13 protein-coding genes and 1 pseudogene are annotated in these 20,896 nt (G+C 71.2%); 9 read left to right on the top strand and 5 right to left on the bottom strand.

Features of this window, described 5'->3' with window-relative positions:
- Positions 1-173: 173 nt before the first annotated feature.
- Positions 174-365: a hypothetical protein gene (locus OG707_RS25020; protein WP_206963810.1), complete on the top strand. Its 192-nt coding sequence runs from the start codon at positions 174-176 to the stop codon at positions 363-365.
- A gap of 77 nt (positions 366-442) precedes the next feature.
- Here OG707_RS25020 and OG707_RS25015 read toward each other — a convergent pair whose 3' ends face one another.
- Together OG707_RS25015 and prfB are read right to left on the bottom strand one after the other, a co-directional pair.
- Positions 443-1,123: a hypothetical protein gene (locus OG707_RS25015; RefSeq protein ID WP_329121963.1), complete on the bottom strand. Its 681-nt coding sequence runs from the start codon at positions 1,121-1,123 to the stop codon at positions 443-445.
- A 272-nt stretch (positions 1,124-1,395) separates the two neighbouring features.
- Complete coding sequence (gene prfB / locus OG707_RS25010) at positions 1,396-2,502, bottom strand: peptide chain release factor 2 (RefSeq protein WP_329121961.1); 1,107 nt, start codon at positions 2,500-2,502, stop codon at positions 1,396-1,398.
- A 176-nt stretch (positions 2,503-2,678) separates the two neighbouring features.
- On the opposite strand from prfB, the gene OG707_RS25005 reads away from it, so the two are divergent.
- Positions 2,679-3,242, top strand: a complete 564-nt coding sequence (locus OG707_RS25005; protein ID WP_329121959.1) for a hypothetical protein — start codon at positions 2,679-2,681, stop codon at positions 3,240-3,242.
- Here OG707_RS25005 and OG707_RS25000 read toward each other — a convergent pair.
- Both OG707_RS25000 and OG707_RS24995 read right to left on the bottom strand, forming a co-directional pair.
- The gene (locus OG707_RS25000; protein WP_329121957.1) at positions 3,239-4,483 is read right to left on the bottom strand and encodes a serine/threonine-protein kinase; all 1,245 of its coding nucleotides are present in this window, start codon (positions 4,481-4,483) and stop codon (positions 3,239-3,241) included. The two genes, OG707_RS25005 and OG707_RS25000, sit on opposite strands and share 4 nt — an antisense overlap.
- Positions 4,484-4,627: 144 nt before the next feature.
- On the bottom strand, positions 4,628-6,253 hold the full coding sequence (locus OG707_RS24995; protein ID WP_329121955.1) for a serine/threonine-protein kinase: 1,626 nt from the start codon (positions 6,251-6,253) through the stop codon (positions 4,628-4,630).
- Positions 6,254-6,707: 454 nt separating this feature from the next.
- Between OG707_RS24995 and OG707_RS24990 the strand changes: the two genes are divergently transcribed.
- From OG707_RS24990 to OG707_RS24960, 7 genes are all read left to right on the top strand, one after another.
- The gene (locus tag OG707_RS24990) at positions 6,708-10,229 is read left to right on the top strand and encodes an FtsK/SpoIIIE domain-containing protein (protein WP_329127964.1); all 3,522 of its coding nucleotides are present in this window, start codon (positions 6,708-6,710) and stop codon (positions 10,227-10,229) included.
- A gap of 246 nt (positions 10,230-10,475) precedes the next feature.
- Positions 10,476-11,813 carry an ABC transporter substrate-binding protein gene (locus OG707_RS24985; RefSeq protein ID WP_329121953.1) on the top strand — a complete coding sequence of 446 codons (1,338 nt, stop codon included), beginning with the start codon at positions 10,476-10,478 and terminating at the stop codon, positions 11,811-11,813.
- 7 nt (positions 11,814-11,820) lie between these two features.
- The gene (locus OG707_RS24980; protein WP_329121951.1) at positions 11,821-13,179 is read left to right on the top strand and encodes a carbohydrate ABC transporter permease; all 1,359 of its coding nucleotides are present in this window, start codon (positions 11,821-11,823) and stop codon (positions 13,177-13,179) included.
- On the top strand, positions 13,176-14,057 hold the full coding sequence (locus OG707_RS24975; RefSeq protein ID WP_329121949.1) for a carbohydrate ABC transporter permease: 882 nt from the start codon (positions 13,176-13,178) through the stop codon (positions 14,055-14,057). The genes OG707_RS24980 and OG707_RS24975 overlap by 4 nt, the downstream gene beginning before the upstream one ends.
- 393 nt (positions 14,058-14,450) lie before the next feature.
- Positions 14,451-16,703, top strand: a complete 2,253-nt coding sequence (locus OG707_RS24970; protein WP_329121947.1) for a bifunctional glycosyltransferase/CDP-glycerol:glycerophosphate glycerophosphotransferase — start codon at positions 14,451-14,453, stop codon at positions 16,701-16,703.
- 9 nt (positions 16,704-16,712) lie between these two features.
- The gene (locus OG707_RS24965) at positions 16,713-17,639 is read left to right on the top strand and encodes a class I SAM-dependent methyltransferase (RefSeq protein WP_329121945.1); all 927 of its coding nucleotides are present in this window, start codon (positions 16,713-16,715) and stop codon (positions 17,637-17,639) included.
- Between the two features lie 28 nt (positions 17,640-17,667).
- Positions 17,668-19,989, top strand: a complete 2,322-nt coding sequence (locus OG707_RS24960; protein ID WP_329121943.1) for a CDP-glycerol glycerophosphotransferase family protein — start codon at positions 17,668-17,670, stop codon at positions 19,987-19,989.
- A gap of 128 nt (positions 19,990-20,117) precedes the next feature.
- Here OG707_RS24960 and OG707_RS24955 read toward each other — a convergent pair.
- Positions 20,118-20,822, bottom strand: a pseudogene (locus tag OG707_RS24955) (glycosyltransferase 87 family protein); the annotation flags it as partial.
- Between the last annotated feature and the right edge of the window lie 74 nt (positions 20,823-20,896).

The raw sequence follows: 20,896 nt of genomic DNA, 5'->3' as shown, positions 1-20,896 counted from the left end.
CGGGAACCCCTGCGATCGCTCCCTGGATCTGCCGAAATCAGGCAGGGCGCGCCGTATCGTCCCCGAGCTGGCACAGTGGTATGGGGAACGGTTGCGTTTCCCCGGGCGTTGCAAGGAAAGAACGACCGGTAAAGCCCGACCCGCAAGCCGGCTGTGCGGAAGGAGGAGTGCGGATGACCTACGACCGACTGGTCTGCGCGAACTGCGCGTCACCCGTCAGCGAGGGCCGCTGCCCCGTCTGCCGCGCCAACAGGGAGCGACTCCAGCAGGAGGGCCCCTGGGGCGGCCTGAGCCCGGTCGCGCTGATCACGCTGCTGGTGCTGCTGGTGGGGGCGGTAGCGCTGCTGGCCCATCAGACGGTCTGATCCCTTACGTACGAGAGAGGGCCCCGACACCTGAAGGTGTCGGGGCCCTCTCTTACGTACGTACGTGCTCCGCGTGCTTACGCAGCGGTGCGGTTGCCCGCGATGCGCGGCAGGAACCGGAAGCCGATGCCACCGGCGATCATGGTCGCGGCACCGATGATCAGGAACGAGGTCTCGGCGGCGCCGGTCTCGGCCAGCTCCTCCTTGGCCTTGCCCTGCTCGACCGGCTGCGAGCCGAGGTTGTCGGTGTTGGTGTTCGACGAGCCGTCGGTGCACGTGACGGTGTCGGCATCCGAGGTGCAGGTGCCGGCGTCGCCGTCGTCGCCACCCTCGTTGCCACCGTTGGCGTTGCCACCGTTGGCGTTGCCACCCGTCGACGAGCCGTGGGTCGGCTTGTCGGTGGGCTTGTCCGTCGGCTTGTCGGTGGGCTTGTCCGTCGGAACGTCCGTCGGGACGTCGGTCGGAACGTCGGTGGGGACGTCCGTCGGCTCGTCGGTGGGCTCATCCGTCGGCTCGTCCGTCGGAATACCGGTCGGGTCACCCGTCGGCTGATCCGTCGGAATACCGGTCGGGTCGTCGTCCACGCCGAGACCGGCGTCGATGCCCTTCTGGTCCACGCTGGCGTGCGCATTGAGCGGGCCGACGCCCACGTCTATGCCCACGGCCTGAGCGGCACCCGCGGCGGTGAGCGAAGCGCCCGCAGCGATCACCGCACCGGCCGCGATCCGTGCAACGCGGATTCGCGTCTTCTTCGTCATCTGCTTGCTACCCCCAGTAGCTCATCGTCAATGGAGCAGCGTTCGGGGGCGGCAGCGCCAGAGGGGGTGTCGTACCCGTACCCCCGACCACACGCGCCCCAGTGATACGCATGCCGCGCGCCAGCCTTCACGTAAATAAGATGTGCGTCAAGGTCGTTGCGCGCGCAATGCCCGGAATGACCCGCATTGCCCGTCGTACGGGAATACGACTGTGACGAAAAAAGCGAACTGCCGCCCGTGGGGCGGCAGTTCGCTTATCGACAAAGGTACTGCTACTTCTCCTGCTGCTTGCGCCAGCGAATTCCGGCTTCCAGGAAGCCGTCGATCTCACCGTCGAGCACAGCCTGCGGGTTGCCGACCTCGAACTCGGTCCGGAGGTCCTTCACCATCTGGTAGGGGTGCAGGACGTACGAACGCATCTGGTTGCCCCAGGAGTTGCCGCCGTCGCCCTTGAGCGAGTCCATCAGCGCCTGCTCCTCCTGGCGGCGGCGCTCGAGGAGCTTCGCCTGGAGGACGTTCATGGCGCTGGCCTTGTTCTGGATCTGCGAGCGCTCGTTCTGGCAGGACACCACGATCCCGGTGGGGATGTGGGTCAGTCGCACGGCGGAGTCAGTGGTGTTGACGCCCTGGCCACCGGGACCGGAGGCGCGGTAGACGTCCACGCGCAGCTCGGTCTCGTCGATCTCGATGTGGTCGGTCTGCTCCACGACGGGGAGCACCTCCACGCCCGCGAACGACGTCTGGCGGCGACCCTGGTTGTCGAAGGGCGAGATCCGGACGAGCCGGTGCGTGCCCTGCTCCACGGAGAGGGTGCCGTAGGCGTACGGGGCCTTGACGACGAAGGTGGTCGACTTGATGCCGGCCTCTTCCGCGTACGACGTCTCGTAGACCTCGGTCTTGTACCCGTGCCGCTCGGCGTACCGCAGGTACATGCGCTGCAGCTGCTCGGCGAAGTCGGCGGCGTCGACGCCACCGGCCTCGGCGCGGATGTTGACCAGCGCCTCGCGCTCGTCGTACTCGCCCGACAGAAGCGTCCGTACTTCCATCTCTTCCAGCGCCTTCCGGACCGAGACGAGCTCGGACTCCGCCTCGGCGAGGGTGTCGGCGTCGTCCTCGGCCTCGGCGAGCTCGAAGAGCACGCTCAGGTCGTCGATGCGCCCGCGCAGGGCTTCGGCCTTACGGACCTCGGCCTGCATGTGTGAAAGCTTGCTGGTGATCTTCTGGGCCGCATCCGGGTCGTCCCAGAGGGACGGTGCCGCGGCCTGCTCCTCGAGCACGACGATATCGGCCCTCAGCTTGTCGAGGTCCAGGACGGCCTCGATCGACCCCATGGTCGAGGAGAGGGACTTCAGCTCTTCGGAAACATCGACGACTGCCACGGGTCCAGCGTAACGGCTGCTGGTGCGGGCATTCCCCGGGCGGCAAGATCGACAGCCACAAGCGGGCCGGTGGACCCGGCTACGGAACGTGACGCCAGGCTCCCGTACCTCATGATCAACATGCGCCCTTGCGACACTCGGGCGAGGCTGGCTGGAGGGGCTGGAAGGAGCATGTGATGAGACTTCCCTTGCTTGGTACGGCCGCTGTTCTGGGGACCGCAGGGTTCTTCACCTTTGCCAGCGTGATGCCGGCCGCCGCCGCCGATCCCGGTGGGCGGGTGAGTACGCAGGCCGGGCTCAATGTGCACAGCAATCCGACCATGTCGGCCCGGGTGACCAAGGTCCTCGCGTATCAGCAGATCGTGTTCCTGAGCTGCAAGGTCAACGGGCCCAGCGTCGGCGGGAACCGGATTTGGTACAACCTGTCCGACGGTGGGTGGGTCAGCGCGAAGTACGTGGACAATTTCAGCGCCGTGCCGACCTGCAACAGCGGTGTGGGCAACGGTGGGACCCGGGCTCAGGGGCGGGTGACTTCCCGTACTGAACTGCATGTCCGGAAGAGCGCCACCACCGCCTCCGCCTCCGTGAAGGAGCTCAGGCCCGGGTCGGTCATCTCGCTCTACTGCAAGAAGAACGGGCAGAGCGTCGGCGGGAACCCGATCTGGTACATGCTCGGTGACGGGAGCGGGTGGGTCTCCGCTCGGTACGTCGACAATTTGAGCATCGTGCCCTACTGCTAGGGCTGGGTTGAGGTTGACTGTTTGGTGTCCTGGGGCTGGTTCGAAGCGTCGTCTCCCGACGTCGCCAGCCAGCCGCCCACCCCTACCGCCGCCGCCACCACGATCGCCGCCGCGCCCAGCTTGATGCGGCGGCGTCGTACGGCCTCGGTCGTCGACTTGTGGCGGGCCGTGCCCGGGCGGCGCTGCGCCGACGTGCGGGGCGCTCGGGCCGTGCCCAGGGGGCCGCCCGCCAGTTCGTCGGGGGCCGGGACCCGCATGCTCGTGTGGGTGTCGCGGTTGGAGTCGGGGGACGAGCCCGGGACCAGGGGGACCGCGCCTCTCCGGGGAGTGGACGACGGGGTGGGCGTGGTGTCTTCCGCGTACGGCTCTTCTTCCGGCTGCTCATCGTCCGGTTCGTCCACGTCCAGCGGCGGAATGCCTGCCAGGTGCGGGAGTTGCTCGCGCAGGCGGTCGCCCAGTTCGGACGCGCGCAGGCGGGAGGCCGGGGCCTTCGCCAGGCACTGGACCAGGAGTTGCCACAGCTCGTCCGGGATTCCGGGGAGGGGGACGACCGTCTCCGTGACGTGGCGGCGGAGGACCGCTCCCGGGTGGCCGCCGCCGAACGGCGTGAAGCCCGCGAGGAGTTCGTAGAGGACCGTCGCGAGGGCGTAGATGTCTACTGAGGCTCGTGGGGGCAGGCCCTCGATGATCTCCGGGGCCAAGTAGTCCGGGGTGCCGATGATTTTGGTCGCTCGCGTGCGGCGCGGGGTGTCGATCAGTTTCGCCACGCCGAAGTCCGTGAGGAGCGCCGGGTGCGAGCTGCCCGGGCCCAGGGGGCCCTGCATGTCCAGGAGGATGTTCTCCGGTTTTACGTCCCTGTGGACCACTCCTGCCGCGTGCGCCGCCGCCAGGCCGTCCGCGATGTCCGCGACGATCGCCACCGCCGCTTCGGGGCTGAGGCGGCGTTCGCGGTCCAGGCGGGTGCGCAGGTCCGTGCCCCGTACGAGATCCATCACCAGTGCCAGGTCGTTGCCGTCGACCACCAGGTCGCGGACCGCCACCACATGGGGGTGGTCCAGGCCCAGAAGCGCCGTGCGTTCCTGTACGAAGCGGCCCACCAGCTCCTGGTCGGATGCCAGGTCCTCGCGGAGCAGCTTGATGGCGACGGGGCCCTCGGGGCCTTCGCCTAGCCATACCGTGCCCGCGCTGCCGCGCCCCAGGATCTGGTGCGCGGTGTACCGGCTGCCGATTTTCCGTGCCAAGACTGCTCCCTCAGCGGCTGGCGATCGCACCCAAAATACGCGGGTGCTGGGGTGTTCAGTGCCCCGGAAGACGCCAACCTTCACTTCTGCGGGCGAAATTGGCCCGCAGAAGTCGACTTGTTTACAGGGTGGGGTCGGATCGGGTCAGTTTCCCGAGCCTGAGTCGCCGATGCTCGACACGAAGTCGCTCACCTTGCTGATGATGTCGCCGATCTGGGCGAAGAAGCCCTTCGTCGTGCCGATCCAGTCCTGGAGCGGGGTCAACTCCCAGATCAGCCAGGCTCCTACGAAGAGGATCAGGAAGGTGAACAGGCAGCCCTTGAGGCAGCCCAGGCCCGGGATCTTCATCGGGTTCGCGCTGCGCTGACGCGGCTGGCGCGGTTCGCGGGGTGCGGGTGCCTGGGGCTGTTGGGGCTGCTGCGGCGGCGCGTACTGCTGTTGCTGCGGGCGCTGTTGCTGCTGGGGGCGCTGTTGCTGAGGACGCTGCTGCTGCCGCTGGGGCGGGCGCTGGTCCTGGGGCTGTTGGTACTGGGGCTGCGCGTAACGCTGGTCCTGGGGCTGGTTCTGCTGCTGGCCTCGGTGCGGGCGGTGGCGCAGGGGGTCCTGGCTGGGGTCCAGGTACTGGACCTGGGTCTGCTCGTTGCGGTCGCGGGCCGCCTGGAGCTGGCTCTGCCAGGGGTGCGGGCCGTCGGGCTGCGGAGGCTGGTTGGGCATCACCGCGGTGGGGTCGGCCGTGGGGCGCGGCGGGGTGTTCGGCATGACGCTGGTGCGCGCGTTCGGGTCGTACGAGGCCGCATTGGACGGCAGGACCTGGGTCGGGTCGGCCGCGCCCGGCATGTCCGGGACGGTCGTGGGCGCCGGGTCGGGGGCGAGCAGGGAGGCAACCCCGAGGGCCGCGTCGACCTGGGCCGGGGTGGAGTGGACGCCCACGCCCGCGGCGACCGTACGGAGGCCGCGTGCCAGGTTCTCCGCGCTCGGGCGGCGGTCCGGGTCCTTGGAGAGGCAGCGCTCGATGACCGTCCAGAGGGGCTCGGGGACGGTCGTGGGGCGGCGGGGCTCCTCGCTGAGGTGGCGGTGGAGGACCTCGAGGGCGCTGCCGCCCGCGAACGGCGGGCGTCCGGTGACCAGTTCGTACAGGAGGATGCCCGCGCCGTAGATGTCGACCGCGGAGGTCTGCGGGCGGCCCTCGGCGGACTCGGGGGCCACGTAGGCCGGCGTACCGACGAATTCGTGGGTGCGGGTCAGGCCCGGGGAGTCCGCGAGGCGGGCGATGCCGAAGTCGGTCAGCATCGGGTGCATCTGGCCGTCGGGGCTGGTGGAGAGGAGGACGTTGGCCGGCTTGAGGTCGCGGTGGACCACGCCGTCCGCGTGGCTCGCGGCGAGCGCGTCGGCGATCTGCGCGGTGAGGAGGGATGCGGCGACCGGCGAGAAGGGGCCGTTGTCGCGGAGGTAGTGGTGCAGGTCCGGGCCGTCGATCAGGTCCATGACCAGGGCGAGGAGATCGCCCTCGACCACCAGGTCGCGGGTGCGCACGATGTTGGGGTGCGTCAGACGCAGGAGTACGGAGCGCTCGCGGAGGAAGCGCATCACGATGTCCGGGTCGTTCGCGAGCTCCTCCTTGAGGACCTTGATCGCGACCATCTCGCCGGGCTGACCGGCCACGGCCGCCTCGGCACCCGCGGTCTCTCGCTGGCGGGCTCGCCAGACGGTGCCCGTGGCGCCGCGCCCGAGCGGCTCCTCGAGCAGGTACTTGCTGCCTACCGGCCGCACGTCATGCGCTCCCTGCTGGTCGGGGTCTGGTCCTGGTCCTGATCCTCTGGACCTTCTTGCTGCGGTGCTGCGCCGCCGCTCCGGGGGCCGCGCTGCTCGCGCGATCCGGCTCCGGCGTTTCCGGCCCACTCTAGTGCCGCCGAACGGGGCACCGGCCGGGGAAGTTCCGGATGTGCACAGGGCTGTGTTCCCGCTGTGTTCGAGTGGAAGACGCAAGGGCCGCCCAGTTGGTTGCCGAACCCGTCCCAACCAGGCACTTTTACGTCCAAGGCCGACCGTTCAAGATCACTTTCCGGCCACCCCCGGGCGTGTTGTCAGTGGCAGGTGCGAGGATGCTTCACAGCACGGAGTGATGGGGTCGGGAGCCCCTCTTTCCGTGCCGACTTGCCGGGTGGGGGAGATCACAGGCGGCTTCCCTGCCGGGCACCCCGCGCAGAAGGGACCGCCGACGGCTATGCAGATCCGGCTGACCGTCCTCGTGCCGCGAAGCGGCCAACCCTCTACTGAGGTGCGTTCCTGCGACGTGCTGGTGACCGCCCCCGCGGGGACGGCGCTGGCGGCCGTGGCCTCCGGCCTGGCCACCGCCGCGGCGGGCGCCGACGCGGGCGGATCGGGCGCCGTCGTGCTGTATGCGGGGCACCGGCGGCTCGACCTGCAGCGGTGCGCCCTGGGTGAGCCGCCGCTGGTGGACGGGGCGGTGCTCTCGCTCCAGGTGCCCGCGGAGGACGACGGGACGGGTGCGCACGGCGACGAGGGTGCGGCGCAGCTGCATGTGGTGGCCGGGCCCGACGCGGGCGGGGTGCATCTGCTGCACGGTGGGCAGATCCGTATCGGACGCTCGGCGGACGCTGACGTTCCGCTTGACGATCCCGATGTGTCGCGGCTGCATTGCGCGATCACCGTCGGTGACGACGGGCGGGTCACGGTCGCGGACCTGGGCTCGACGAACGGTACGACGCTGGACGGTGCGGCGGTCGGCGGGCGGCCTGTGCGGCTCGCGCCCGGGGCGCTGCTGCGGATCGGCGAATCGGCGCTGCGGATCGCTTCGGGCGCTGCCGGCACGGCAGTTGTGGTGCCGGACGGCGAGGGGCATCTGCGGTTCACGGGAGGCGGGGACGACGAGGAGCCGGGCGTGGATTCGGCCAGTTCCGCGTACGGCAGCGGTCCTGTCGACGGGACGTCGGCGTACGGCGCTGCGGCCGCCCCCCGCGATCCCGACCGCGCCCGCCGCGAGACACCTCCGCGCGGTACGCAGATGCCGCTGCGCGACGACGACATCGACGAGCACGCCAGGGCGGGCAGCGAGAGCGACGGGGACTACCGGGACGGCGAGAGCGCGCGTGGAAGCGGAACGGGGAGTGGAACCGGGAGCGGCAGGCGCGGCGGCATAGGAGCTTGGGCCCGGCGGCTGGCCGGGGGCCGTCCGGAGAGTGTGCGCGAGAGCCTGCCCGCCGAGCGGGCCGAGCCCGCAGGCCCCGGCGGGACCTTCGGGGCGTCCCCCGTGCGCGCCCCCGATTCCTGGCCCGATCCGGCCGCGCTGCTGCTGACCGCGCTCGGTCCCGGGGCGCGGCTGTGGGAGCGCGGGCCCGGGCACCCGGAGGCGCTGGTGGTGCGGCTCGGGACCGCCGACCGGGCCGAGCTCGCTTCCGTACCGGTGACGGTGTCGCTGCGCGAAGCCGGTTCGCTCGGGCTCGCGGGCCCGCGCGAGCGGCTGGCCGGACTTGCCCGGGCCGCCGTGGCGCAGCTCGCGGCGCTCCACTCCCCCGCCGGTCTGGAGATCGTGCTGATCAGTACGGACCGGAGCCGCCCCCTGGCCGAGCGCAAGGCCGACTGGGGCTGGCTCGGCTGGCTGCCGCATCTGCGGCCGGCGCACGGACAGGACTGCCGGCTGCTGCTCGCCTACGACCGCGAGCAGGCCGCCGCCCGTACGGACGAGCTCGTACGGCGCCTGGACTACGGCCCGTTGGGGACGGGATGGGCCTCCGCGGACGCCCGCAGCGTCGACGCGGCCGCCCAACAGTACGAGGGGCCGCGCACGGTCGTCGTCGTGGACGGGGATCCGGGCTCCGCCGTCCTGCGCGAGACCACCGCGCGCCTCGCCTCCGCCGGTGCGGCCGCCGGGATCCATCTGCTCTGCCTCGCCGAGACCCCGGCCGCGTCCGCGCTCTCGCCGGTCGACGCGACGTACGAGACGGCCTGCTCCGCCTCGCTCGCCTTCCGCGAGTGCGGGGCCGTCGCCCTGCTCAGCGGGGATGTGGCGACCGCGCTGCGGCTGCTGCGTACGGCGGGCGGGCAGCCCGCGGGACACGGCACGCTCGCCGCGGTGGACGCGGTGTCGGCCGCCTGGGCCGAGCGGTTCGGGCGGGCGCTGGCGCCGCTGCGGGCGGACGGCGGGATCGAGTCGGCGGCGCGGCAGGCCGCGGCGCTGCCCAGGTCGGCGCGGCTGCTCGACGAATTGGGGCTCGCGAGGGCCACCCCGGCCTCGCTGATGGCCCGTTGGGCCTCGGCGGCGGACGGCAAGGACCCGGCGGCAGGCGCGGACGAACCGCACCGCAGGGACAGCGCTTCCGCCCTTCCCGGGGCGCGCGCGCTGGCCGTGCTGGGGGCCGGACCGCGCGGCCCGCTCACCGTCGACCTGGCTGCGGAGGGACCGCATCTGCTCATCGAGGGCCCGACCGGCAGCGGCCGTACGGAACTGCTCCGCGCGGCGGCCGCCTCCCTGGCCGCAGCGGCACGCCCGGACCGGCTCGCGCTGATCCTGGTGGACGGCTCCGGCGGCGACGGCCTGCTCCCCTGTACGGAACTCCCGCACACCTCCACGCACTTGGTGGCGTCGGACCCGGTCCGGATGCGCGAGTTCGCCCAGTCGCTGGGCGCGGAACTGAAGCGCCGCGCGGAACTGCTCGGCTCGATCGGCTTCGCCGAATGGCACACGCAGCGCGAGGTGTCGGAGCGCATGGTGGGCCAGCGCACGGCCCCCGGCGGCAGGCGCGTCAGCGCACAGGGCGCGGGCCGCGACGAGGCGGCGGCCTGGGCCGGCGCGGGGGCGGCGCGCGGCGGCAGGCGCGTCAGCGGCGCGGTGCAGGACACGGACCGCGGCGAGAACGCCTGGACGGGCGCGCTGCGCGCGGAGCCGGGTGAGGCCGAAGCGGCCGCACGGCCGGGGCCCGCGGGCACGCCACGTGGCGAACCGGAGGCCTCCGAACCAGCCGCACGGCCGCTGTACGACCAGACGGCCGACGCCAACAGCGGCCCGGGCGGCGGGCGTTGGGCCCGGCCGGGCGAGCAGCCCGGCATGACCGCCCCCTCCGGCACCGGGGCGAGCCCCCGGGGTGCCGCCGGGACGGCCCCCCGCGTCGGGGCCCAGGCGCGGCTCGGGGACATAGAGTCCGCCGACTCCGGGACGCTGCGGCTTCGCGTCGCACGGGGCGGGGACATGGTCGACGGCGCCTGGCCGCTTCCCCGGCTCGTCGTGATCGTCGACGACTTCGACGCGCTCGTCGCCCCCGCCCTCGGCAGCCCCGGGCGGCCCGCCGCCGGGTCCGTCGTCCGGGCGCTGGAAGCCGTGGCCCGGGACGGGGAGCGGCTCGGGGTGCATCTGATCGCCGCCTCCGCCCGGCCGGACCGCACCGCCGACACCGAGCTCGCCCACATCGCCCGGCTGCGGGTGGTCCTCGACCCCGCCCCCGCCTCTCCCGGACCGGAAGACCCCAGTCCCGGGCGCGGGCGGCTCGGGCATCCCGACGGGAGGGTCACGCCGTTCCAGGGCGGGCGCGTCACCGGGCGCATCCCGCGCACGGCCACCCTGCGCCCCACCGTCGTACCGCTGGAGTGGGAGCGGATGGGCGATCCGCCGGCCCGCCGCCCCGTCCGTGAGCTGGGCAACGGACCCACCGACCTGGCCCTGTTGGCCAGTGCCCTCGACCGGGCGGCACGGTCCGTGGAGGCCGTCCCGATACCGCCGCTCGTCTGCTGACATTTCGTCTGACGTAACGTCACAGGCCCATCACGAACGGGAGTTGACACCTGAGGCAGTATTGCGGGCCCCGTGGACCGGGCGTAGGACTGACGCACGGGACAGAGGCGTCGCCGACGTGGCCACCACCGGCACGCGCTCCACGGCTGCGCCGATCCGCACCGCACGCGCGCAACGGGAGAGGTCGGGGCAGAGATGCGCACCATACGCACGGCTCGCACAGCTCGTCGTACACGGAACGCCGCAATGGCAGTACTCGCGGCAGGGTCACTCGTCCTCGCCGCAGGCTGCGGGGGCAGCGACAAGAAGTCGGACGACAAGGGGTCCAACTCGCCCAGCGCGGGCGCCAGTACGGGGTCGGGGGTCACCCTCCCCAAGCTCGACGGCGTATCGCTCACGGTCGCCGCCGTCTGGACGGGCGCGGAGCAGAAGAACTTCGTCAAGGTGCTCGACGAGTTCTCCAAGCGCACCGGGGCGAAGGTCACCTTCGTCCCCGCGCAGGACCCGATCGTCAACTTCCTCGGTACGAAGATCGCGGGCGGCTCACCGCCCGACGTGGCGATGATGCCCCAGGTGGGCGCCGTCACCCAGGCCGCCGCCAAGGGCTGGCTCAAGCCGGCGGGCCCGGAGGCCAAGGCAGAGCTGACCAAGAACTACTCGAAGGTCTGGCAGGACCTCGGCGCGGTCAAGGGCACCCAGTACGGGGTGTACTACAAGGCCGCCAACAAGTCCCTGGTCTGGTACAACACCAAGGTCTTCGCCAACGCGGGCGCCAGCGAGCCCAAGACCTGGGCGGACTTCATGAAGACCGCCGAGACCATCTCCGCCTCCGGCGTCACGCCGGTCTCGGTCGGCGGCGCGGACGGCTGGACCCTGACGGACTGGTTCGAGAACATCTACCTCTCCCAGGCGGGCCCGGAGAAGTACGACCAGCTGGCCGCCCACAAGATCAAGTGGACCGACCCGTCCGTGAAGGACGCGCTGACGACCCTCGGCCAGCTCTTCGGCAAGCCGTCCCTGATCGCAGGCGGCGCCGACGGCGCGCTGCAGGTCGAGTTCCCGGCCTCCGTCACCCAGACGTTCACCGGCGGCGACAACCCCAAGGGCGCCATGGTGTTCGAGGGCGACTTCGTCCAGGTCAACATCGGCCAGACGAAGGCGAAGGTCGGCACCGACGCCAAGGTCTTCCCGTTCCCCGCCGTGGGCGCCAAGTCCCCGGTGGTGACCGGCGGTGACGCGGCCGTCGTACTGAAGGACTCCAAGGGCGCCCAGGCGCTGCTGACCTGGCTGGCCTCCACCGACGCGGCGAAGGTCGCGGCCGAGTCGGGCGGCTTCATCTCGCCCAACAAGGGCCTGGACCCGGCGGCGTACCCCAACGACATCCAGCGCACGATCGCCAAGGCGCTCATCGCGGCCGGTGACGACATCCGCTTCGACATGTCCGACCAGGCTCCCCAGTCGTTCGGCGGGACGCCGGGCAAGGGCGAGTGGAAGGACCTCCAGGACTTCCTGAAGAACCCGAAGGACATCGCGGGGACCCAGGCGAAGCTGGAGGCCGACGCGGCCAAGGCGTACAAGAGCTGACGACGCGATGACGTCGGACGCTGCGGCGGGCGGCGCGCTGAACCAGGCGCCCCCCGCCGGGAATCGCTCACCCCGTAAGAGCGTGACAGGCACACGCAAAATGTTCGCGGTCGGCTTCCTGCTGCCCGCGCTGGTGCTGCTCGGCGCGCTCGTGGTCTACCCGATCGGGTTCTCCGTCTACCGGTCCTTCTTCGACAAGTCCGGCAACGGCTTCGCGGGCTTCGACAACTACACGTCCGTCTTCACCGACGACACCCTCCAGACCGCCGTCGTCAACAACGGCATCTGGCTGATCGCCCCCGTCGTCGCCACCGGCATCGGCCTGATCTTCGCGGTCCTCACCGAACGGATCCGCTGGGGCACCGCGTTCAAGCTGGTCGTCTTCATGCCGATGGCCATCTCGATGCTCGCCTCGGGGATCATCTTCCGGCTGGTGTACGAGCAGGACCCGGACCGCGGCGTCGCCAACGCCGTCTGGGTGGGCGTCCACGACACGTTCTCCGAGTCGGCGGGCTACCCGGGCGCACACCCGCTCCCGGTGGCCCCGCTCAAGGCGGGCGGCAGCGGCTCCTTCGTCACGAAGCAGCCGGTGAGCGCCGGAACTCCCGTACAGCTGCCGCTGGTTGGCGTACTTCCGGTGAAAATGCCGTCCGACGCGAAGCCCGCGAAGGAGCCCGGGGCGGCCTCCGGCGGAGGGATCTCCGGCACCGCCTGGCTGGACTTCACCAAGGGCGGCGGCGGAAAGCCGAACACCATCGACTCCACCGAACTCGGCCTCAAGGGGCTGAAGATCGAGGCGGTCAAGGACGGCAAGGTGGTCGCCACGGCGAAGGCGGCGGCCGACGGCACGTTCACGCTCCCCGCGAAGGCGGCGGGCGCGCAGCTGCGGCTTCCGGACTCCAACTTCCACGAGCCGTACAACGGTGTCGACTGGCTGGGCCCGAAGGTCGTCACCCCGGCGATCATGGGCAGCTACATCTGGATGTGGACGGGCTTCGCGATGGTCCTCATCGCGGCCGGCCTGGCCGGCATCCCCCGCGAACTCCAGGAACAGGCGCGGGTGGACGGCGCGAACGAGTGGCAGGTCTTCCGCCGCATCACCGTCCCGCTGCTGAGCCCGGTCCTCGGCGTGGTCACCATCACCCTGATGATCAACGTCCTGAAGATCTTCGACCTGATCTTCATCATCGCGCCGGGATCGTCCCAGGACGACGCCAACGTCCTGGCCCTGCAGCTCTACCGCTCGTCCTTCGGTACGGATGCGGACCTGGGCGTCGGCAGCGCGATCGCCGTCATCCTGCTCCTCCTGGTCATCCCGATCATGATCGTGAACATCCGGCGCATGCGAAAAGAGGCCCGGCGATGACCACGCAACTCCAGGTGGTGAAGGCGAAACAGTCCCTGGCGGCCAGGATCGCCGGGCGGCTCGGCGGCGGCGTCATGCGGATCTTCCTGATCCTGATCGCCCTGATCTGGCTGATGCCGACGGTCGGACTGCTCTTCTCCTCCCTCCGCTCGCCCTCCGACATCGCGGCGACGGGCTGGTGGAAGGTCTTCTCCATCCCGTCCCAGATGAACTTCGACAACTACTCCAACCTCCTCGACAACAAGGTCATCACCGACTCCCTCCTCTCCACCGTCCTGATCACGGTCCCGGCGACTCTGCTCGTCGTGATCATCGGCTCGCTCGCGGGCTACGCCTTCGCCTGGATGGAATTCCCGGGCAGGGACTGGTGGTTCCTGCTCGTGGTCGGCCTGCTCGTGGTCCCCGTCCAGGTCGCCCTGGTCCCGGTGGCGAAGATCTTCGGCCACATCGGTCTCTTCGGCACCACCCTCGGCGTGATCATCTTCCATGTCGCCTTCGGCCTGCCGTTCGCGATCTTCCTCCTGCGCAACTTCTTCGCCGAGATCCCGCGCGAACTCCTCGAAGCCGCCCGCCTGGACGGCGCGGGCGAGATCCGGCTCTTCACCCGGGTCGTCATGCCGCTCGGGGGACCCGCGATCGCCTCGCTCGGGATCTTCCAGTTCCTCTGGGTCTGGAACGACATGCTGGTCGCGCTGATCTTCGCGGACGCCAAACATCCACCGATCACGGTGGCGCTCCAGCAGCAGGTCCGTCAGTTCGGCAACAACATCGACGTGCTCGCGCCCGGCGCCTTCGTGTCGATGGTGATCCCGCTGGCCGTCTTCTTCGCGTTCCAGAGGCAGTTCGTCTCGGGCGTCATGGCAGGCGCGGTCAAGTAAGCAAGGAGCAGGCCCGATTCACCCTCACGGATCACATCGGGCCTGCTTAGGGGGTGTCCGGCGGATCATGCCGCGGTCGCGCCGGTCTGGCACGCACATCTGCGGCGTTGTCGTCAGTTGCCAACTTCCCCAAGCTCTCGGCTTCGCTCGAGCAGGGGAGGCCCCATTCGCGTTGTCGCCCTCCTCCGCCTTGCAGCTGCGCTCGGCATCCGAAGGATGAATCTAAGAGCCGAGACGGAGCGAAGCGCAGTGCACCAGACCACCGCTCACCCGCAGCGAATAGCTCAACGCCCAGCAAGGGCGACCTGATCCGCCGGACACCCCCTAAACATCCGAGTCCCCCAAATGCCGCATCCGGCGTAACCAGCTCACTCCCACGGCCGTTCCAGGGCCATGCCCCGGTTCAGCGTGATCGTCCCCGCCTACAAGGTCCAGGCCTACCTCCAGGAGTGCCTGGACTCGGTCCTCACCCAGAGCTTCGAAGACCTCGAACTCATCGCGGTGGACGACTGCTCACCGGACGCATGCGGCGCGATCATCGACGAGTACGCGGCCCGCGACCGCCGCGTCACCGCCGTCCACCTCCCGGAGAACCAGGGCCTGGGCCGCGCCCGCAACGCCGCCCTCGCCCGCGCCACCGGCGAGTACGTCCTCTTCCTGGACAGCGACGACACCCTCACCCCCGGCGCGCTCCAGGCGATCACCGACCGCCTCAAGGAGACCGGCGGCCCCGACGTCCTGGTCTACGACTACGCGCGCACCTACTGGTCGGGCGAGGCCGTACGCAACGAACGCGCGTCCCAGCTCACCGAGGAGGGCCCGGACACCTTCCGCCTCTCCGACCGCCCCGGCCTCCTCAAGGTCCTCATGGTGGTCTGGAACAAGGCGTACCGCCGCGAGTTCATCGAGAGCCGGCGCATGACCTTCCCGCCCGGCTACTACGAGGACACCCCCTGGACCTACCCGGTCCTGATGTCCGCGGGCTCCCTCACCACGCTCGACCGCGTCTGCGTCCACTACCGCCAGCGGCGCCTGGGCAACATCCTCTCCACCACGAGCCGCAAGCACTTCGACCTCTTCGACCAGTACGACCGGGTCTTCGCGTTCATCGACTCCCGCCCGGAGCTGGCGAGTTGGCGCCCGGTGATCTTCCGCCGGATGATCGACCACTTCACCACCGTCTTCACCAAGCGCGACCGCCTCCCCCGCGGCAGCCGCGCCGAGTTCTTCCGCCGCGCCCGCGCCCACTACGCCCGCTACCGCACCCCGGGCGCGACCCCCCGCCCCACCACACGCGCCCGCCACACCATGGTCCGCCTCGGCGCGCACCGCACGTACGGCACCCTCTTCAGGGCCCTGGCCGTACGCCGCCGGGCGCAGCGCCTGCTCTCCACCGCCCACCGCACCACCCGCGCAGCGCTCCTCCAGCTCCACTACCGCGCCCAACTCCGCCTGCCCGTACGGAAGAACACGGCCGTCTTCGCCGCGTACTGGAACGGCGGCTACGCCTGCAACCCGGCCGCCGTGGAGGCCAAGGTCCGCGAGCTCGCCCCCCACATCCGCACCGCGTGGATCACGGCCCCCGCCCACCGCCACACGGTCCCGCTCGCCACCCGCCGCCTCACGCCCGGCACCTTCGCGTACTGGACGGCGCTCGCCCGCTCCAAGTACCTCGTGAACAACGTCAACTTCGACCGCCGCCTGGTCAAGCGCCCCTCCCAGATCCTCCTCCAGACCCACCACGGCACCCCCCTCAAGTCGATGGGCCTGGACCTGAAGCGCCACCCGGCGGCCTCGCACGGCATGAACTTCCACGACCTCCTCGCCAACACCGACAAGTGGGACTTCACGCTCTCCGCCAACCGCCACTCCACGCTGGTCTGGGAGCGCGCGTACCCCTCGCGCTACACCACGCTCGAGTACGGCTATCCGCGCAACGACCGCTTCCAGAGCGCCACTTCGTACGACGTCTCCCGCATCCGCGAGTCGCTCTCCATCCCCGAGGGCTTCACCGCGCTCCTGTACGCACCCACCCACCGCGACTACGTCTCCGGCCAGCGCCGCACCCTCGACCTGGAGCGCCTGGCCCGCGCGCTCGGCCCGCGCTGCGTGATCCTCACCCGCGCCCACTACTCGTACGAGGCACCCCTCGCCACCACTCCCCTCCCCCGCGTCATCGACGTCTCCGCCCACCCCTCCGTCGAGGACCTCTGCCTCGCCTCGGACGCGCTGATCACCGACTACTCCTCGCTGATGTTCGACTACGCGACCCTCGACCGCCCGATCGTCCTGCACATCGACGACTGGGAGGCCTACGAGGCGTCCCGCGGCACGTACTTCGACATCCGCGACGCTCCCCCCGGTGCCCTCGCCCGCACCGAGGACGAGCTGATCGACATCTTCACCACCGACCACTGGCGCGGCTCGCGCTCCGCCCAGCTGCGCTCCGCGTTCCGTGCGCGCTTCTGCACGTACGACGACGGGCGCGCGGCCGAGCGCGTGGTGCGCCACGTCTTCCTCGGCGAGACGCCGGGCCTCCCCGTACCCCTCCCCCTGGAGAGCCGCACCCCGGCGCCCGCGCCCCAGCACTTCCCCCGTACGGCGGCCGCCACCGCCGGCTACATCCCCTCCAACACCCTCAGCTGAGAGGCCGCCATGACCGGCACCACCCCCACCGCCGCCGAACCGACCGAGCAGCTTCCCCAGCCCACCCGGCTCTCCGACGTCAAGGGCTGGTTCTTCACCGCCGACCAGCTGCTCTTCGACTGGTTCCTGACCCACCAGCGCGAGCAGCGGCTCAGCGGCGACCTCCTCGAACTCGGCGCGTACCTCGGCAAGAGCGCGATCTTCCTCGGCTCCTACCTCGAAGCCGACGAGGCGTTCACGGTCTGCGACCTCTTCGACTCACCGGCCCCCGACGCCTCCAACACCCGTGAGATGAACCGCTCGTACGCGACCCTCACCCGCCGCGCCTTCGAGGCCAACTACCTCTCCTTCCACCCCGCGCTCCCCACGGTCGTCCAGGCCCCCACCTCGGCCGTCACCGACCATGTCCGCCCCGCCAGCTGCCGCTTCGTCCACGTCGACGCCTCGCACCTGTACGAGCACGTGCACGGCGACATCGAGGCAGCCCGCCAACTCCTGCTCCCCGAGGGCGTCGTGGCCTTCGACGACTTCCGCTCCGAGCACTGCCCGGGCGTCGCCGCCGCCGTCTGGGGCGCGGTCGCCACCGCGGGCCTGAAGCCGATCTGTGTGACGGGGACCAAGTTCTACGGAACATGGGGCGACCCCACCGCCCCGCGCGACGCCCTCCGCGCATGGCTGAAGACCCGCAGGCCGGAGCTCTGGCACGGTGTGGAGGAGGTCGCGGGCCACCCCCTGATCCGCGTATCGAACAAGAAGGCCGTCCCGCCGGCCCACCCCAAGTCCCGTCACACGGCGGCCATTCCGGCCCAGCGGACCGCCGCCGGGGCCGCAGGTCCCGCGGCGCGCACCCCGCAGCCCTCGCTCGCCCGGCGCCTCGCGAAGGACCTGCTCCCGCCGGTCCTCACGCGCGCCGTCGCCGCACGACGCACACGCTGAACGTCCCGCAGCAGCCAAGGAAGAGTGAATGCCCCGCTTCAGCATCATCGTCCCCGTCCATGACTCCCTCGGATATCTGCGGGGGTGCCTGGAGTCGGTGCTCGCGCAGTCGTACGCGGACTTCGAGATCATCGGCGTCGACGACGGCTCCGCCGACGGCTCGGGCGGTCTGCTGGACTCGCTCGCGGCCGGGGACGGCCGGGTGCGGGCCGTCCATCTGCCGGAGGCGGTGACCGTCGGCGAGCGGCGCAACGCCGGTGCCGAGGCGGCCAAGGGCGACTACCTCCTCTTCCTCGACCCGACGTTCGTCCAGCTGCCCGGCGCCCTGCAGGCGGTCGCCGAGCGGCTCGCGTCGACGGGCGACCCCGATCTGCTGCTCTTCGGCCACATCCGTACGCCCTTCCTCGGCAAGCCGGAGCCGAGCCGCTCCCTCGCCACGCTGCGGGCGGTCGGCGAGGGCACGCACACCGTCGTCGACCGCCCCTGCCTGCTGGAGCTGGCCGCGGTCTGCTGGAACCGGGCGGTGCGCCGGGAGTTCTGGCAGAGGGAGTCGCTCGCCTTCGAGCCCGGCCGGTACGCGGAGGGCCTCCTCGCCCGGAAGACCCTCGCCGCCGCATCGACGGTCGCCGCCCTGCCCATGGCCTGTGTCGACCACCGCCAGCGCCGCCAGGTGCCGGGCACGGCGGAGCCCGCGGGCTCGCCGCTGGACTTCGTGGACCAGTACACGGGCCTCTTCGCCTTCCTCGCGGACCGCCCGCGCCTCGCCCCGCTGCACGGCCCGCTGTTCACCGGGGCCGTGCAGGAGCTCCTGAAGGCGTACGAGGACCTGCGCTCGGGCCGCCGCGCCTACGTCCGCGCGGTCGCCCGCTTCAGCGCCGCGTACCGACCGGCCGGCCACCGTCTCGCGGGCGGCCGGGCCGGACTGCGCCAGCGGCTGCTCACCGACGGCCGCCCCACGGCCCTGATGGCGCTCGACTCCGCGCTCGGCGCCCGCAGGGCCGTGCGCGGCACGGTCCGCACGCTGCGCAAACGGGCCGCCCGCGCCGCCGTCAAGCACTACTACCGCCTCCAGCGGCTGCGCCCCCTGGACCCCGCCCTCGCCGTCTACTCCGCGTACTGGGACCGCGGGATGAGCTGCAACCCGGAGGCGATCCACCGCAAGGCGGCCGAACTGGCGCCCGGTATCAGGAACGTCTGGGTCGTCTGGAAGGAGAACGCCGGCTCACTGCCCCCGGGGACCGACCACGTCGCGCCCGGCAGCCGCCGCTACTGGCGGACCATGGCCCGTGCCACGTACTTCGTCAACAACGTCAACTTCTCCGACAAGGTGGTCAAGCGCCCCGGCCAGATCCACGTCCAGACCCACCACGGCACCCCCCTGAAGAAGATGGGCCTCGACCAGCAGGACCACCCGGCCGCCGCCCAGGGCCTCAACTTCCGCCGCTTCCTGGCCCGGGTCGACCGCTGGGACTACTCGGTGACGTCCAACCCGCACACCACCGAGGCCTGGTCGCGCGCGCACCCGAGCGCGGTGCGCTTCCTGGAGACGGGCTATCCCCGCAACGACGTGTTCGCCACGGCGACGGCCGACGACGTCCTGGCCGTACGGAATGAGCTCGGCATCGCGCCGCACCAGCGGGCCCTGCTCTTCGCCCCCACCCACCGCGACTACGAACGGGGCTTCACCAGCACCATCGACCTGGCCCGGCTCTGCCGTGAACTCGGCCCGGACACCGTGGTGTTGGTCCGCGCGCACTACTTCTACGCGGCCGCGGGCCTGCCCTCTCACCCCTCCCTGATCGACGTCTCGGCCCACCCCCGGGTCGAGGACCTCTGTCTGGCGGCGGACGCGCTGATCACCGACTACTCCTCGGTGATGTTCGACTACGCCAACCTCGACCGCCCGATCGTGGTGCACGCACCGGACTGGGAGATCTACCGCACGGTGCGCGGCGTCTACTTCGACCTGCTGTCGGGTGCTCCGGGCGAGACGCCCGGCGCGGTGACGACCTCCACGGACGAACTGGTGCGCGTGTTCCGGGACGGCACCTGGTGCAGCGCGGAGAACGCCGTCCTGCGCGGTGCGTTCCGTGAGCGCTTCTGTACGTACGACGACGGGCACGCGGCGGAGAGGGTCGTACGCCGTGTCCTGCTCGGCGACAGCACACCGGTGCGGCTGGTGCCACTCGCCGAGCGCACCCCCGCCCCGGCCGTGAGCAGCTTCAGCCCGACGGCCACGGCGACCGCCAGGCAGAGCCAGGCGGCCATCGCCCACCAGAGCGGCAGCGTGAGCCGGACGCTCGCCGACCGTCCGATCACGCACCAGGGGGCGCCGCACCCCGACGTGTAGGTGAGGACGAGGCAGGCCCCGGCGGTCAGTCCGTAGAGCGTCGCCGTCCAGAACTCCACGAGGAAGAGTGCGGCGGCGGCCCAGGCCAGGTACTGGATGCCGCTGGCCGTGCTCAGACAGAGGAAGAGCGCGAGCGTCAGCCCCGCGACGGCGGGCAGCCGGCCGGGGACGCGGCGCACCAGGAGCGCGCCGGTGGCCGCGCAGAGGGCCACGACGGCGAACCGGCCCGGGCCGTGCAGCAGGTGCAGTACGAACGCCGGGTGGATGCCGAGGAGTTTCACCAGCTCGCTCGGCCCCCACCAGTCGCCGGTGCCGCCCGCGTAGCCGAAGACGTTGTGGCGGAGACCAGCCCACTGGGACCGGGCGGCGGGCCCCCAGACGAGCAGCGAGGCGCCGCCGAACCCGAGGACGAAGACCCGGAGACTGCGCCGCCCTTGGAGCATCGCGACGACGACGAGTGCGGGCAGGACAACGACGGGAACGATCTTGACGCCGAGCGCGAGGGCGAAGACGGCACCGGCCGGTCCCGGGCGCCGCAGATCGCCGAGGAGGTACACGGCGAGCAGGGTGAGGAAGACGAAGACCGGATCCGTGTTGCCGTGGAATCCCGAGACGCCCACGAGGACGGGACTGAGGCTGACCATGACCGAGGCGGCGGCCGCCCTGCGCGTCCCGGCCCCGCGGGCCACCATCGCGTACACGAGCAGGGCCGTGCCCAGGTCGGCGACGCAGGCCGGGATCCGGATGAACAGCGCGAAGGGGACTCCGGTGCGGCCGGCCAGGTCCGCCAGGGAGAGCCAGGCGCCGGTGACGGGCGGGTGGTTGTAGAGCATCCCGCCATAGAAGGGGTGCGCGTACGCGCCGGCTACGCCGAGCCGGTGGACCGCGTGGGCGAATTCCTGGAAGG

Origin of the sequence: Streptomyces sp. NBC_01465, from assembly GCF_036227325.1 — a bacterium.
In the GTDB taxonomy this organism is placed as follows: Bacteria; Actinomycetota; Actinomycetes; order Streptomycetales; family Streptomycetaceae; genus Streptomyces.
The sequence above is the reverse complement of the archived record's forward strand: the minus strand, read 5'-3'. Positions and strand labels throughout refer to the sequence as shown.

What these genes read in the sequence shown, in the direction of transcription:
- OG707_RS25020 (WP_206963810.1), top strand. Translation starts at nt 174, where the DNA reads ATGACCTACGACCGACTGGTCTGCGCGAACTGCGCGTCACCCGTCAGC.
- OG707_RS25015 (WP_329121963.1), bottom strand. Translation starts at nt 1,123, where the DNA reads ATGACGAAGAAGACGCGAATCCGCGTTGCACGGATCGCGGCCGGTGCG.
- OG707_RS25005 (WP_329121959.1), top strand. Translation starts at nt 2,679, where the DNA reads ATGAGACTTCCCTTGCTTGGTACGGCCGCTGTTCTGGGGACCGCAGGG.
- OG707_RS24990 (WP_329127964.1), top strand. Translation starts at nt 6,708, where the DNA reads ATGCAGATCCGGCTGACCGTCCTCGTGCCGCGAAGCGGCCAACCCTCT.
- OG707_RS24985 (WP_329121953.1), top strand. Translation starts at nt 10,476, where the DNA reads ATGGCAGTACTCGCGGCAGGGTCACTCGTCCTCGCCGCAGGCTGCGGG.
- OG707_RS24980 (WP_329121951.1), top strand. Translation starts at nt 11,821, where the DNA reads ATGACGTCGGACGCTGCGGCGGGCGGCGCGCTGAACCAGGCGCCCCCC.
- OG707_RS24975 (WP_329121949.1), top strand. Translation starts at nt 13,176, where the DNA reads ATGACCACGCAACTCCAGGTGGTGAAGGCGAAACAGTCCCTGGCGGCC.
- OG707_RS24970 (WP_329121947.1), top strand. Translation starts at nt 14,451, where the DNA reads ATGCCCCGGTTCAGCGTGATCGTCCCCGCCTACAAGGTCCAGGCCTAC.
- OG707_RS24965 (WP_329121945.1), top strand. Translation starts at nt 16,713, where the DNA reads ATGACCGGCACCACCCCCACCGCCGCCGAACCGACCGAGCAGCTTCCC.
- OG707_RS24960 (WP_329121943.1), top strand. Translation starts at nt 17,668, where the DNA reads ATGCCCCGCTTCAGCATCATCGTCCCCGTCCATGACTCCCTCGGATAT.